This window comes from Lacinutrix sp. (assembly GCF_037625555.1).
GTDB lineage: Bacteria > Bacteroidota > Bacteroidia > Flavobacteriales > Flavobacteriaceae > Lacinutrix.
On the sequence record NZ_JASJHV010000115.1, the window covers coordinates 1 to 13,941 of the forward strand.

The following is a 13,941-nucleotide window of genomic DNA, read 5'->3' on the forward strand; positions in this document are numbered from 1 at the left end:
AAAATCTTTTCTTCGGTTTCTGTATCAACTGCAGAGAGGCAATCGTCGAGCAATAATATTTTGGGATCTTTTATTATTGCTCTTGCAATAGAGACGCGTTGTTTTTGTCCTCCAGAAAGTGTTATACCACGTTCTCCTAAAGTAGTTTCGTAGCCATTAGTAAATTTAATAATATTTTTATGTACTTGTGCATTTTTGGCTGCAGCAATAACCTCTTCATTGCTAGCATTCTCTTTACCAAATTTTATATTATTATTTATAGTATCGCTAAATAGAAAAGCGTCTTGTGGCACATAACCAATAGCATCTCTTAAACTTGTAAGATTTAATTTATCTATGGCTTGTTTGTCTACAAGAAGCTCGCCTCTGTCTATATCATAAAGGCGTCCTATTAAATCTAAAACAGTAGATTTTCCAGAACCAGTTTTCCCTATTATTGCTAAAGTTTCTCCAGAATTAACTTTAAAACTAACACCTTGTAGTGCTTTAATATTAGTGTCGTCATAGGTAAAATGTACTTCTTTAAATTCAATATTCCCTCCAATTATAGAGGGTTTGGCAGCATTGTTTTTAATTTCAGCATCTATTTTTAAAAACTCATTTATACGCTTTTGCGAAGCCTCTGCACGTTGTATTATAGAGGTTACCCAACCTACAGTTGCTACTGGCCAAGTTAGCATGTTTACATAAATTATAAACTCCATAATGTTTCCTAAAGAAATTTCACCATTTATATATTGTTGTCCACCAATGTAGATTACAATAATATTACTAATACCAATTAGCAGAAGCATCATTGGAAAAAAGAAGGCTTGAACACGAACTAAACTAAGTTGTTTTTCTTTACTAGTTTTGGCAAGTGTATTAAAATCGGTTTGAGTTTGTGGTTCAATACCATAGGCTTTAATTACAGAAATACCACTAAATACTTCTTGAGTAAAAGTAGATAATTTAGATAAATACTCTTGTACAATAGTACTACGTTTGTGAATCTCCTTACTAATTAGATAAATTAAAATTGATAAAATTGGCAACGGAATTAATGTAAAAAGTGTCAATTTTGGAGATTGCTTAAACATAAATGCTAGCACTACAATAAAAAGGGTGATTGTATTTATGCTATACATAATTGCTGGACCAGCATACATTCTTACTTGTCCAACATCTTCACTTATTCTATTCATTAAATCTCCTGTTCTATTTTTTTTATAGAAGTTAAGCGATAGTTTTTGATACTGTTGGTAGATTTCATTTTTTAAATCAAATTCAATATAACGCGATACATTAATAATATATTGGCGCATAAAAAAGGTAAGTATTCCAGCAACAACAGAGGTTCCAATAATTAATAATATGTTTTTTAATAACTCACTTTTAAAATTTGATATTGCATTTTCTGGGTTTTCTAATTGGTTGCTTACAATATCTATTATAGAGCCAATAAGCTTTGGAACAAAAACTTTAAACACAATCGATATTGCAGTAATAAGAATACCTATTAATAATTGCGTTTTATATTTTAAGAAATATTTATTAAGATGCTGTAATTCTTTCATTTACAGATTTAGGGTGTTAAAATTTAATTACGAAATATTCAATTTTAATAGCTTAATTTTTGCAATAATACTAATATTCCTTATTTTTGCGCGTTCTTTTTGCGTAATCTGTAAAAGGTAACCACATTAATTAAAATAGCAATCTATGGTTTCAGAAGTTTTAAACGCAAACGAATTATATAAAATAGATCCAGTATTTGGACAATTATCATTCGATAATCACGAGCAAATTGTTTTTTGCAACGACAAAGATACAGGATTAAAAGCAATAATAGGTATACATAATACTGTATTTGGTCCAGCTTTAGGTGGAACCAGAATGTGGCAATATAACAACGAATGGGAAGCATTAAACGATGTTTTACGTTTGTCTCGAGGAATGAGCTTTAAATCTGCAATTACAGGTTTAAATCTTGGTGGTGGAAAAGCCGTTATTATTGGCGATGCAAAAACTCAAAAAACACCAGAGTTAATGAAACGTTTTGGTGAGTTTGTTCACTCTCTAGGTGGAAGATATATTACTGCAGAAGATGTAGGGATGGAAACAATCGACATGGATTTAGTTCGTGAAGTTACACCTTATGTTACAGGAATTTCTGAGAGTAAAGGAGGTGCAGGAAACCCTTCTCCAATAACCGCTTATGGTGTTTTTATGGGAATGAAGGCAGCAGCAAAATATAAATTTGGTACAGATGTTTTAGAAGATAAAACTGTTCTTGTTCAAGGTATTGGTCATGTTGGTGAATCTCTAGTAGAGCATTTAACAAATGAAGGTGCAAAGGTTATTATTTCAGATATAAATGAAGGCCGCCTTAATGAAGTAAGTATAAAATACGGAGCTCAAATTTATAAAGGAAACGATATTTATTCTGAACCTGTAGATATCTATGCACCTTGTGCACTAGGAGCTACAATTAACGATGATACTATAAATAAAATACAAGCCAAAGTTATCGCTGGTGCTGCTAATAATCAATTAGCAAACGAGTTAATTCATGGGCAAATGCTTCAAGATAAAGGTATTGTGTATGCACCAGATTTTTTAATTAATGCTGGTGGTATTATCAATGTTTATGCAGAATTAGAGAATTACGGTAAAACTGAAATTATGCGTAAAACCGAAAATATTTACAATACAACATTAGAGATTTTAAATAATGCCGAAACAAATAGTCTTACAACTCATCAAGCGGCTTTAAATATTGCTCAAGGAAGAATTGATGCAAGAAAAAAAGAAAATTCTAATAGCTAAGATATTCATAAAATATACTATTTTTACACAGCGAAAGTGATTATCACTTTCGCTCTAATTTTTTTAAGTTCTTTGTAAGTATGCTAAATAGAAGACACATTAGAATTAAAGTTATGCAAGTGCTTTATGCCTTTGGAGGTACAGAAAGCGATGATTTTTCTAAAGATCAAAAATTCTTATTGTTTAGTATAGACAATTTGTACAACTTGTATTTACTATTAATTTCTTTAATGATTGAAGTTCAAAAACGTTCAGAAAATCATTTAGAGAAAAGTAGTAAAAAGCATCTTGCAACTCAAGAAGAAAAAAATCCAAATCGCAAGTTTGTAAATAATAGCTTGTTGGCAATGCTTAAAGACAATAAGCAACTACAAGCCAAACTAGAATCACTCCATATTAATAACTGGGAATTAGACTCAGAATATGTAGATATTATTTTTAATGAAATTTTAGCTAGCGATATATATAAAACGTATTTAGAAACTACAACTTCAGATTTTAAAGAAGATCGCGATTTTATTGTAGATGTATTTAAAGAAATTATCGCACCAAACGAAAAGCTTTACGATTATATTGAAGACAAGCATTTAACATGGCTAGACGATTTACCTACAGTAAATACTGCAATATTAAAATTACTACGTAAAGTTAAAAAAGACTCTAGTGCTTTTCATTTTCTTCCAAAACTTTATAAAGATATAGAAGACAAAGAGTTCGCTATTAAATTGTTTAAAAAGACCTTGTTAAACCAAAATGCTTTAACAGAAGAAATTACTAAAAAAACAACCAATTGGGATAGCGATCGTATTGCAAATATTGATCTAATGTTATTAAAAATGGGTATTTGTGAGGTTCAAAGTTTTCCATCTATACCAACAAAAGTAACCATTAACGAATATTTAGAGATTTCTAAAGAATATTCTACTCCTAAAAGCAGCGTTTTTATAAATGGTATTTTAGATAAACTAGTAAAAGAATATCAAAGCAAAGGAAAACTAAATAAAGTTGGTCGTGGCTTGATGTAGTTAGAAAAAATTGTTATTTTTACGGCAAATCACCAAAATATTAAAATTAAATTATGAAAAAAGTAGTAGTATTATTTAGCGCATTGTGCATGATAGCATTAACATCTTGTAAAGAGGATGCATCAAGCAAAGTAGATGATTCTAAGGTTGCAGAAGCAGCAGTTAGAGATGAAGCAGCATCAAAATTTCCTGTAATTGAGTTTGATAGAACAGAGCACGATTTTGGTGAAATTATTAACGGAACTCCAGTAGAAACTGTATTTACATACAAAAACACAGGAGAATCTCCATTAGTAATTACAGACGTAAAGAGTTCTTGTGGTTGTACTATACCAAAAGATTGGTCAAGAGAGCCATTAGCACCAGGAGCAGAAGGAAAGTTTACTGTAAAGTTTAACGGTAAAGGAAACAATAAAGTGTCTAAAGCCGTTACTGTAACTGCTAACACAGAAAAAGGTAGAGAAGTAGTTAAAATTTCTGCTTTTATTAAGCCAGATCCAAATGCACCAGCTTCAGCAGCTAAAACACCTAATGCATCTTCAGTAATGAAGCCAGCAGCTAATCCTGCAGTAACAGCTCCCGTAAAGTCAAGTACTCAACCAGGTCACGAAGGCCATAACCACGATTAATAAGTATGGATAGCAATATATTAATGATTGTAGCAATGTTTGCTGTAGTGTACTTCTTTATGATTGCACCACAGATGAAACGTGCTAAAAATGAAAAAAAGTTCGCAGCAGATTTAAAGCGTGGCGACAAAGTAATAACAAAAAGTGGTATGCATGGTAAAATTGTAGAATTTAACGAGAAAGACAGTAGTTGTGTTATAGAAACAATGTCTGGAAAATTAAAGTTCGATCGAGCTGCAATCTCTATGGAAAGCAGTAAGGTTTTAAATGCACCAGAAAAAAAGTAATTCTATTTTTTATTACTTGTATTACATATTTAAGACCTCAAGTGAAAACTTGAGGTTTTTTAGTTTTAATAACATTTAAATAATTAAATTGTAAGTTTACAAAAATTTATTATTTACACATGACTACTTTAAAAGAATTAGCCGAAGAATTAAACGTTTCAATATCTACAGTTTCTAAAGCTCTAAATGGAAGTAGTGAGATTGGTGAGGCAACAATTGCACGTGTAAAAGAAGCAGCTAAATTACATAATTATAAACCTAATCGTGTAGCATTAAGTCTTAAAAACAGTAAAACTAAAACCATAGGTGTAATAATTCCAGACATATTAAACCACTTTTTTGCAAAAGTACTTTATGGTATATAGAAAGAATCTGCAAAGCAAGGTTATAATATTATTACATGCCTCTCTAACGAACTGTATAAAAAAGAAGCTAATAGTTTAGAGTTGTTGGCTAATGGAAGTGTAGATGGTTTTATAATGTCTATTTCTGAAGAAACACAAATCAATAAAGTAACCAATCACTTTAAAGAAATATTAAATCAAAAAATACCAATTTTAATGTTCGATCGCGTAGCAGAAGCTATAGATTGTGATAAGGTTATTATTAACGATTTTCAAGCAGCTTACAATGCAACGCTACACCTTATAAACGAAGGTCGAAAAAACATTATTTTAATTAATAATATAGATGAGTTAAGTGTAGGTAAATTAAGAGTAAAAGGTTGTTTTAAGGCAATAGAAGATGCAAAACACACCCATTGTAATTTGACTGAAATTAAGGTTTCAAAAATTAAAGATTTAGAATCAGAAATCCAAACGCTTTTTAACCAAAACAAAACTATTGATGGTATTATAACCATAGATAATGTTTCTGGAGTTATAGCTCTAAATATCGCGAATAAACATGGTTTTAGCATTCCAAAAGACCTTTCTATAATTGGTTTTAGTGATGATAATGTTTTACCATTTACAAGTCCAAAACTATCTACTGTAACACAGCATAGTGATGCCATTGGTGAAGCTTCTGTGCAATTATTAGTAAAGCGTTTAGAATCTAAAGAGCATCTAGAAACAGTAACTAAAACTATAGATTTTAGTTTAAACTTAAGAGATACAACACTTTAAAAACTTAACAGTTTTTATATTTATCGTGTAAACCAGCACCTTTTAAAGTCATAGGTTTTATTTTCTCTAGTCTTGAAACTTTTGTGGTTTCTCTTTTAGCTTCAGCTATATAATTGCAATATTCTTTTTGGCAAGATGGCGTTAATAATTTAAAAGCATCTTTAAAATTAGAATCTGCTTTTAGGATTTCATTTAACTGTTCTGGAATTACAATATCTTTTTTAGAAGTTCATGTAGGTTTTATTTTTTTTCCTAGTTTTTGATTTTCTATGGCTTCCTTAATATAAGAAAGCACCAAAGGTTTATTAATATCGCTAATGTTATTAAAGCGTAATTGCCTTAATGCCTTTGTTTTTTCTTGGGCTTTCTCTAAAATGTTATGTTCATCTTTTAAAAATACACCATTAAAAAACCAAATACAGAAATGTTGTTTAAAAGCGCCTAAACTTAAAACGTTTTTACCATTTAAATTGTAAGTAGGTGCAGACCATTTAATGTTTTCGTCTAGATTGGTAGTTAATAATAATTCTCTAAGCAGTAGTAACGCTTCTTTAAATTGAGCGTTTGCTTCTGTATATTCCTCTAAAGATTGTACTTTTTTCATTGCTATAAAACAGTTAGTGCACTTTTATATTTATCTTCTGTAGGCATTAAAAGAAAAAGATAAATAATAATAACAATACCAGAAATAATAAATTCCGGTTTCATAAACAATACAATAAAAGCTGTGCCTTCTAAAATAGCCCATCTTGCAATTGATGCAGTTTAGTAACTATTAAAATTAGCCTCTTCACTAGCTGTTTTATCTATAGTTTTGGCTATAAATTTGTAAATAAAATTACCAATTAAAAATGCTGCTATAGGTAGTAATAGAAACACATAATCTTCTGTTGTCTCTATAGAAACATTAAAAACGTCTTTTATTGAGCTAAACTCATCAATAAAAAAATAAGCCGAGATAACACCTGCACATAGTGCTAAATGAATAATTTTCAATGATTTAATTTTTTCTTTCATGTATCTAATAAATCTTATGTTCTTAATATTTTTTCCATTTTACGTCCTCTAGATAATTCTTCTATTAATTTATCTAAGTAACGCGCTTGCTTGGTTAAAGGTGTTTGTATGTCTTCAATCCTGTAACCACAAATCACGCCTTTTATTAGCTTAGCATTTGGGTTTAGTTGCGCTTGTTTAAAAAAGATTTCGAAAGTAACTTTTTCTTCTATTAAGGTTTTAACTTTTGTTTCGTTATAGCCTGTTAGCCATTCTATAACAGTATGCAATTCTTCTATTGTTCTGCCTTTTTTTTCAACTTTGCTTACATAATGCAGATAAACAGAATAAAATTTTATTTCTGCAATTCGTCTATCATGTTCTGGTGTTGTAGCCATTATAAATATCTTTTAACTCTAAAGTAATAAAATTTATTGAATACGTTATAAAGTAGTTTTTGTTAACTGTGTTTTTTCCAATATGCTTTGCCATAACTACAAAATATCTCTTCTTCTGCTTTATTTTTTTAGTTGCTTTTAAGCATACATTACCATTGTCGTCTAGTGTTATTTTTGCATTGTTTTTATACTTACTGGTAAATAAACCTTGGGCATCGTTGGCATATTTTGCAAAGCAGTTGGTGTTTTGGCTATCCATTATACTTCCATCTAGTATATTTATAAAATAGCGATCGTTGTTGTGTTCTATACGTTTTGTAGCTTCGGTTTCTGTAATTATTTCTCCTTTAAAGAGAGAGATAATTTCGTTTTTATAAATAGTTATTGCTGTAAATAAGCCTTTTCCAGCTTGCTCAATTTGTGAAGTATTAATATACAAATAATCAGATTCTAATGCCTCTATACTATTGTTTTGAATGTGGTCGTCTAGATTATTAGTTTTAAAATTTTTGAGGGTTTCGTTTAACGTGTTCGTGTATGGTTTCGTTGCGTGAGAACTAAGATAGCAATTAAACAGAAACCCATTGTTCGGCAGCGAGGAAATTCTGAAAGGAATTTCAGATGCAATGAACTATACACGTTCTTGTAGTACGTTTTTAGTGAATATGTTTTTATAATTTGGTTTAACAGTTTATCCTGTAATATTATAACCTCCATCTACATGTCTTATTTCTCCAGTTATAGAGAGTCCTGGTCTAAATAAATGTACAATCTCATGGGCAAGATCCATAGGTTTTGCATTGCCAAGTGGGCTCATTTTATTTGCGGTCTCAATGTCATTGCTAGTTAAGGTTGCATTTCCAGCTTTACTTCCCATGTAAGTTGAGAATCTAATTACATTAACGCGTATACCGTGTGATCTTCCAAGTTCATCGGCTAGCTCAATAGTTATTCTTTCTAAGGCGGCCTTTGCAATACTAATATTTCGGTAGGGATGAAACGTTACTTTTGCAGCCGCTATGTAGCTTAAAGAACATATAGAGGCTCCCTTTTGTAATACATTATATTTTAGCAAATAATGAGACAGTCTTATAAGTGAATATGCAGAGACGTTCATGGTATCACAAAACTCATCTTTTGTAACATCCAAAAGCGGTTTCACTTCTTTTTTACGAATGGTCTTATCCATGGCTATTGCATGTAAAAAGCCATTAAGTTTCACTCCTTTATTTGATAACTCTTGAGTAAAAGTATCTATGTTCTCATCCAAAGAGGCGTCAAGTATTTCAACATGTGTGTCACCAAGCTCCTGGGAAATAGCTAATTTAAAATCTTCATAATTTTGGGTAAGAAATACTTTTGCTTTTTCTGATAAACTGGTGTGATGTTTACTCACACCTAGCCCAGTACAAATAACCTTACCTCCATGTTTGATGATTTGCTTTGCCACAAACATTGCCAATGAATGTTTGTCTGCGATGCCAGTAATTAGAAATGTAGTATTTGAAAGCATATTTTTTATGTTTAAGAAAAGTAAATTATTAAATTACCATTTGTAAATGGCTGTTCCCCATGTCCATCCAGCACCTACCGCTGCAAATAATAACAAATCTCCTTTTTCAAGGTTGTTGTTTTTTAGTGTTTCATTTAAAATTATAGGAATAGTTCCTCCAGAGGTGTTGGCATATCTATCCATATTTGTTTTTACTTTTTCAAAGGGCAAACCAACTCTGCGAGCTACTTCCTGCAAAATTCTAATACTTGGTTGATGGGGTAGGAGGTATTTAATTTGATCTATGCTGTAGTTATTTTTCGTTAGTATTTCGTCAATACATTTAGGAACTACATCTATAGCTGTTTTATATACCTGAGAGCCATTCATCTGAAAATAATGTTCTCCATTAGCAATGGTATCTTTGCTTGTAGGTTTCTCTGATCCACCTGCAGGTATTGTGAAATGTTCTTTCCCTGTACCGTCTGTTTTTAAGATAAAATCCTGAAATCCTTTATCCTCTGTTGTATGAGAAAGCACAAGTGCACCAGCACCATCTCCAAAAAAGACAGCATCTCTTCTGTTCCAATCTGTAATGGTAGAAAAGGTATCTGCGCCAATAACCAGGACATTTTTATACATTCCAGATTTTATGTATTGTACTGCTGTAGCCGTTGCGAATAAGGCACCAGAGCACACTGCAGAAATATCGAATGCAACGGCGTTTTTCGCACCCAACTTTTCTTGAACAAAGCAAGCACAAGATGGAGCAAGTCTATCTGCGGTTGCAGTTGCTAAAATAATAAGGTCAACATCAGTAGATGATAATCCAGCGTCCTCAATTGCAGATAAACCAGCCTTGTAGGCTAGATCACTTGTTGTCTCACCTGTGGAAATCCTACGTTCTTTTATTCCAAGATTTTCAAATATCCATTTGTCTGAAGATCCTACGCTTTCAAAATAATTATTCTTAACAACGTTCTTTGGTGCATAAGAACCAGTACCACGAATGTATGCGTTTATCATAGGCTAATTTTAGCCAATAAATATGATTCATTTTTAATAGAAATCACTAAAAAAATTAAATAATTGAAGTTTATTATTATATTGAAAAAAAACAGGTGTTTAAAAAATGAATATAATAAATTTTGATTTTTGACGCTACCAAAAAATGTATTATTCGTAATTCAGAATAGGCCAAATATTTTTCGGCCTGGCTAATTGTGTAGAAAATTTTACTTTTTTTGTTAAATGTAGGATGCGAACTTAGTTTTTATGTGCTACAATGCGATGATAAAGAATCGTTTCAATGTTTTTTATCAGACGTTAAACGAAGTTAGCGTATTTTTTGAGAAAGTCAATATTGAAAAAACACAAAACACCCAAAAAAAATAGGTTTTGGCTGTTATCATTTAATCTAAAAAGCGACTTACTTTTTCTCTGCTGTTAACTCACATATTTTACAAATAACTTCTGTTGCCTTAATCATGCTTTCTACAGGAAGGTATTCGTAACGTCCATGAAAATTGTGTCCTCCAGCAAAAATATTTGGACATGGTAAACCCATATAACTTAATTGTGAACCATCTGTTCCACCACGTATGGCTTTAATAAGTGGTGTAATGCCTATTTGTTTCATGGCTTCTTCTGCTATATCCACAATGTGCATTACTGGCTCTACTTTTTCTTTCATATTAAAATATTGGTCTTCTATGGTTATCTCAATAACCTCTCTACCATATTGCGAGTTTAATTCGTTTGTTAGCTTTTGCATTACTTCTTTTCTAGATTCAAAATGCCCACGATCATGATCGCGAATTATGTATTGCAAAACCGTATCTTCTACTTCACCATTTATAGAATATAAATGAAAAAATCCTTGGTAACCTTCCGTATGTTCTGGTGTTTCTAGTCTTGGAAGCGAGTTAATAAACTCTGTAGCTATATACATAGAGTTTACCATTTTACCTTTTGCATAACCAGGATGTACAATTTTACCTTTTACACGTACTTTTGCTCCTGCTGCATTAAAGTTTTCGTATTCTAATTCTCCAATTTGGCTGCCATCCATAGTATAAGCCCAATCTGCTCCAAATTTTTCTACATCAAACTTGTGTGCACCACGACCAATTTCTTCGTCTGGTGTAAACCCAACTTTAATAGTGCCATGTTTTATTTGCGGATTTGCGATAAGGTATTCCATTGCAGAAACTATTTCTGTAATTCCTGCTTTATCATCTGCTCCTAAAAGCGTAGTACCATCTGTTGTAATTAGTGTTTGGTCTTTGTACAATAACAAATCATCGAAATAATCTGGAGATAGTATAATGTTTTCTTCCTCGTTAAGTATAATGTCTTTACCATCATAGCTTTCAATAATTTGAGGTTTTACATTGGCACCAGTAAAGTCTGGAGTGGTATCAAAATGAGAAATAAAACCAATGGTTGGTACTTTATGTTCTACATTACTTGGTAATGTTGCCATAATGTATGCGTTTTCGTCTATAGAAACATCGCTCATACCAATAGCTTTTAGCTCCTCTACCAGTGCGTTTGCTAAATCCCATTGTTTTGCTGTGCTTGGTGTAGTGTCGCTTTCTGGATCAGACTCTGTGTCTACTGTTACATAACCTACAAAGCGTTTTATTATATCTTGTTTAGAAATCATTATGATAAATTTTAAAGTATAAAAGTACAATATCTATCGCTTATTTATATTGTAAATCACGTTTTTTCGAAGTACTTTTGTGCAAACATTTTCAAAATGTATAAAATACTTCTAAGACCTTTATTTTTTGCTTTCGATCCAGAAAAAATTCATCATTTTACATTTTCATTAATTAAATTTACGTGTAAAATTCCAGGAATGGCTTCGTTATTTAGAAGCCTATATCTTATTGAAGATGCTAAGTTAGAGCGTAAACTGTTTGGTTTAACCTTTAAAAACCCAGTTGGTTTAGCAGCAGGATTCGATAAAAATGCTTTGCTTTATAACGAATTGGCAAACTTTGGTTTTGGCTTTATAGAAATAGGTACAGTAACACCAAAAGGACAAGTAGGTAACCCAAAACAACGTTTGTTTAGGCTAAAAGAAGACCAAGGTATTATTAACAGAATGGGTTTTAATAATGAAGGCATTCAAGCTGCTATAGCAAAACTTAAAAAGAATAAAGGCAAGCTTATTATTGGTGGTAATATTGGTAAAAACACCCAAACAAAACCAGAAGATTATACTAAAGATTACCTGGAATGTTTTAATGCATTGCATCCTTATGTAGATTATTTCGTTTTAAACGTTAGTTGCCCAAATGTAGGAAGTCATGCTAAGTTAAATGATAAAGACTATTTGCTAGAGTTAATAGGTACAGTACAAAAAGCAAATAAAACGTTTAAAAAACAAAGACCAATTTTACTAAAAATTGCTCCAGATTTAAACGAAGGTCAGTTAGATGAAATTGTCGAGCTTATTGCCGAAACAAATCTAGATGGTGTAATTGCAAGTAACACGTCTACAGATCGAACAGGATTAAAAACAACCAACAAAAGACTTACAGAAATAGGAAATGGAGGTTTAAGTGGACAACCTGTAAAAGAGAAATCTACAAAAGTGATCAAGTATTTGTCTACCAAGAGTAAACAATCCTTTCCAATAATAGGAGTAGGAGGAATACATTCGGCTAAAGATGCTTTAGAGAAAATTGAAGCTGGAGCAGACTTGGTACAAATTTATACTGGTTTTATATACGAAGGACCTTCGCTTATTAAAAAAATTAATAAAACAATTTTAAAAGATTTTTAAGTGAATTACGATACACTTATAGCCTTTGTTTTAGCCACTTCAGTCTTAGCTATTTCACCAGGTCCAGACAATATTTATGTATTAATGCAAAGTATTGTAAATGGAACTAAATTTGGTATAGCTACCGTATGTGGTCTTATTTCTGGATGCCTTTTACACACTACTTTGGTTGCCTTTGGAGTATCGGCAATTATAAAAGAAAACGATGCTATATATTTTGCAATTAAATGTTTTGGTGCAGCTTACCTGTTATATTTAGCTTATAAAGTTTTTAAAAGTGATGCAAAAGTAGAATTAGATAATAACACAGCACCTAAAAAAAGCCTATGGCAACTGTTTAAGCAAGGTGTTATAATGAATGTGCTAAACCCAAAAGTTTCTATTTTCTTTTTAGCTTTCTTTCCTGGATTTTTGTTTTCAGAAACCTTAAGTTCTGTAACTCAATTTTATGTATTAGGGCTATTATTTATGGCAACCTCTTTTGTTATATTCTCTGGTATCGCAATTCTTTCTGGATCAATTTCCACCTATATAAAAGCTAATAAAAATATTGGAGTTGTTTTAAAGTGGCTTCAAATAGTAGTATTTGTTGGTATTGCATTTTTTATTTTCTTTTAAAGAAAATACTAAGCTAAAACGTTATAGTAAACTTTTACTTTTTTATCTTTGAATTAATATGAAGAACCACGTTAAAGTTATAGAATGCCCTAGAGATGCCATGCAAGGCATTAAAGCCTTTATTCCTACAGAAAAAAAGGTACAATACATTCAATCTTTACTTAGAGTAGGTTTCGATACCTTAGATTTTGGAAGTTTTGTATCTCCAAAAGCTATACCTCAAATGGTAGATACTACAGAAGTTTTAGCGCAATTAGATTTAAGTAAAACAACCAGTAAGTTGTTGGCCATTATAGCAAATACACGTGGTGCAGTAGATGCCTGTAAACATCCAGAAATAGATTATTTAGGATACCCTTTTTCAATTTCGGAGAATTTTCAAATGCGTAATACGCATAAAACTATTGCACAATCTGTAGTTACACTACAAGAGACATTAAATAAAGCAGATGCTGTAAATAAAGAAGTTGTGGTTTATATTTCTATGGGTTTTGGTAATCCTTATGGAGATCCTTGGAACGTGGATATAGTAGGAGAATGGACTGAACGCTTAAGTAAAATGGGAGTTAAAATCTTATCTTTAAGTGATACTGTTGGTACATCTAACCCAGAAAATATTAACTATTTATTCTCTAATTTAATTCCACAATATAATAATATAGAGTTTGGTGCGCATTTACATACAACACCAACAACATGGTTCGAGAAGGTAGATACAGCTTATAATGCAGGATGTAGACGTTTTGATGGTGCAATACAAGG

The 13,941-nt window shown here is 31.4% G+C and carries 17 protein-coding genes and 1 pseudogene; 9 read left to right on the plus strand and 9 right to left on the minus strand.

Going from position 1 to position 13,941, the window contains the following annotated elements; genetic code table 11:
- Positions 1-1,556, minus strand: a 1,556-nt coding sequence (locus QNK89_RS09675) for an ABC transporter ATP-binding protein (protein ID WP_340170820.1), incomplete at its 3' end; no start/stop codon positions are given.
- 145 nt (positions 1,557-1,701) lie between these two features.
- Here QNK89_RS09675 and QNK89_RS09680 point away from each other — a divergent pair.
- From QNK89_RS09680 to QNK89_RS09705, 6 genes and pseudogenes are all read left to right on the plus strand, one after another.
- Positions 1,702-2,808: a Glu/Leu/Phe/Val dehydrogenase gene (locus QNK89_RS09680; RefSeq protein WP_340170821.1), complete on the plus strand. Its 1,107-nt coding sequence runs from the start codon at positions 1,702-1,704 to the stop codon at positions 2,806-2,808.
- Positions 2,809-2,888: 80 nt separating this feature from the next.
- Complete coding sequence (nusB, locus tag QNK89_RS09685) at positions 2,889-3,833, plus strand: transcription antitermination factor NusB (RefSeq protein WP_340170822.1); 945 nt, start codon at positions 2,889-2,891, stop codon at positions 3,831-3,833.
- A 53-nt stretch (positions 3,834-3,886) separates the two neighbouring features.
- Positions 3,887-4,462 (plus strand): DUF1573 domain-containing protein, encoded by a 576-nt coding sequence (locus tag QNK89_RS09690; protein ID WP_340170823.1) that lies wholly within the window; start codon positions 3,887-3,889, stop codon positions 4,460-4,462.
- A gap of 5 nt (positions 4,463-4,467) precedes the next feature.
- Positions 4,468-4,749 carry a preprotein translocase subunit YajC gene (yajC, locus tag QNK89_RS09695; RefSeq protein WP_340170824.1) on the plus strand — a complete coding sequence of 94 codons (282 nt, stop codon included), beginning with the start codon at positions 4,468-4,470 and terminating at the stop codon, positions 4,747-4,749.
- Positions 4,750-4,868: 119 nt separating this feature from the next.
- Positions 4,869-5,114, plus strand: a complete 246-nt coding sequence (locus QNK89_RS09700; RefSeq protein WP_340170825.1) for a LacI family DNA-binding transcriptional regulator — start codon at positions 4,869-4,871, stop codon at positions 5,112-5,114.
- Positions 5,115-5,129: 15 nt separating this feature from the next.
- Positions 5,130-5,876, plus strand: a pseudogene (locus tag QNK89_RS09705) (substrate-binding domain-containing protein); the annotation flags it as partial.
- Positions 5,877-5,880: 4 nt separating this feature from the next.
- Here the strand turns inward: QNK89_RS09705 and QNK89_RS09710 are convergent.
- The 8 genes from QNK89_RS09710 to pepT all read right to left on the minus strand — a co-directional run bounded on the left by QNK89_RS09710 (position 5,881) and on the right by pepT (position 11,430).
- Positions 5,881-6,090 carry a YdeI/OmpD-associated family protein gene (locus tag QNK89_RS09710; RefSeq protein WP_340170837.1) on the minus strand — a complete coding sequence of 70 codons (210 nt, stop codon included), beginning with the start codon at positions 6,088-6,090 and terminating at the stop codon, positions 5,881-5,883.
- 15 nt (positions 6,091-6,105) lie between these two features.
- Positions 6,106-6,480: a DUF1801 domain-containing protein gene (locus tag QNK89_RS09715; RefSeq protein WP_340170826.1), complete on the minus strand. Its 375-nt coding sequence runs from the start codon at positions 6,478-6,480 to the stop codon at positions 6,106-6,108.
- A gap of 161 nt (positions 6,481-6,641) precedes the next feature.
- Positions 6,642-6,872, minus strand: a complete 231-nt coding sequence (locus QNK89_RS09720; protein WP_340170827.1) for a hypothetical protein — start codon at positions 6,870-6,872, stop codon at positions 6,642-6,644.
- A gap of 35 nt (positions 6,873-6,907) precedes the next feature.
- Complete coding sequence (locus QNK89_RS09725) at positions 6,908-7,270, minus strand: DUF2200 domain-containing protein (RefSeq protein WP_340170828.1); 363 nt, start codon at positions 7,268-7,270, stop codon at positions 6,908-6,910.
- A complete protein-coding gene (locus QNK89_RS09730; RefSeq protein ID WP_340170829.1) occupies positions 7,248-7,709 on the minus strand; it encodes an SET domain-containing protein-lysine N-methyltransferase in 462 nt (153 codons plus the stop codon). The genes QNK89_RS09725 and QNK89_RS09730 overlap by 23 nt, the downstream gene beginning before the upstream one ends.
- A 252-nt stretch (positions 7,710-7,961) precedes the next feature.
- A complete protein-coding gene (locus QNK89_RS09735; protein ID WP_340170830.1) occupies positions 7,962-8,783 on the minus strand; it encodes an SDR family oxidoreductase in 822 nt (273 codons plus the stop codon).
- 33 nt (positions 8,784-8,816) lie between these two features.
- Positions 8,817-9,788, minus strand: a complete 972-nt coding sequence (locus tag QNK89_RS09740) for a beta-ketoacyl-ACP synthase III (RefSeq protein ID WP_340170831.1) — start codon at positions 9,786-9,788, stop codon at positions 8,817-8,819.
- Between the two features lie 403 nt (positions 9,789-10,191).
- On the minus strand, positions 10,192-11,430 hold the full coding sequence (gene pepT / locus QNK89_RS09745) for a peptidase T (RefSeq protein ID WP_340170832.1): 1,239 nt from the start codon (positions 11,428-11,430) through the stop codon (positions 10,192-10,194).
- Between the two features lie 96 nt (positions 11,431-11,526).
- On the opposite strand from pepT, the gene QNK89_RS09750 reads away from it, so the two are divergent.
- From QNK89_RS09750 to QNK89_RS09760, 3 genes are all read left to right on the plus strand, one after another.
- On the plus strand, positions 11,527-12,561 hold the full coding sequence (locus QNK89_RS09750) for a quinone-dependent dihydroorotate dehydrogenase (RefSeq protein ID WP_340170833.1): 1,035 nt from the start codon (positions 11,527-11,529) through the stop codon (positions 12,559-12,561).
- Positions 12,562-13,179 carry a LysE family translocator gene (locus QNK89_RS09755; RefSeq protein ID WP_340170834.1) on the plus strand — a complete coding sequence of 206 codons (618 nt, stop codon included), beginning with the start codon at positions 12,562-12,564 and terminating at the stop codon, positions 13,177-13,179. It abuts the gene before it with no gap.
- Between the two features lie 58 nt (positions 13,180-13,237).
- A partial coding sequence (locus tag QNK89_RS09760) for a hydroxymethylglutaryl-CoA lyase (protein ID WP_340170836.1) occupies positions 13,238-13,941 on the plus strand: 704 nt, incomplete at its 3' end.

Bases quoted from the DNA above. Each gene is read 5' to 3' on its own strand.
- QNK89_RS09680 (WP_340170821.1), top strand. From the start codon at position 1,702: ATGGTTTCAGAAGTTTTAAACGCAAACGAATTATATAAAATAGATCCA.
- nusB (WP_340170822.1), top strand. From the start codon at position 2,889: ATGCTAAATAGAAGACACATTAGAATTAAAGTTATGCAAGTGCTTTAT.
- QNK89_RS09690 (WP_340170823.1), top strand. From the start codon at position 3,887: ATGAAAAAAGTAGTAGTATTATTTAGCGCATTGTGCATGATAGCATTA.
- yajC (WP_340170824.1), top strand. From the start codon at position 4,468: ATGGATAGCAATATATTAATGATTGTAGCAATGTTTGCTGTAGTGTAC.
- QNK89_RS09700 (WP_340170825.1), top strand. From the start codon at position 4,869: ATGACTACTTTAAAAGAATTAGCCGAAGAATTAAACGTTTCAATATCT.
- QNK89_RS09715 (WP_340170826.1), bottom strand. From the start codon at position 6,480: ATGAAAAAAGTACAATCTTTAGAGGAATATACAGAAGCAAACGCTCAA.
- QNK89_RS09725 (WP_340170828.1), bottom strand. From the start codon at position 7,270: ATGGCTACAACACCAGAACATGATAGACGAATTGCAGAAATAAAATTT.
- QNK89_RS09735 (WP_340170830.1), bottom strand. From the start codon at position 8,783: ATGCTTTCAAATACTACATTTCTAATTACTGGCATCGCAGACAAACAT.
- QNK89_RS09740 (WP_340170831.1), bottom strand. From the start codon at position 9,788: ATGATAAACGCATACATTCGTGGTACTGGTTCTTATGCACCAAAGAAC.
- pepT (WP_340170832.1), bottom strand. From the start codon at position 11,430: ATGATTTCTAAACAAGATATAATAAAACGCTTTGTAGGTTATGTAACA.
- QNK89_RS09750 (WP_340170833.1), top strand. From the start codon at position 11,527: ATGTATAAAATACTTCTAAGACCTTTATTTTTTGCTTTCGATCCAGAA.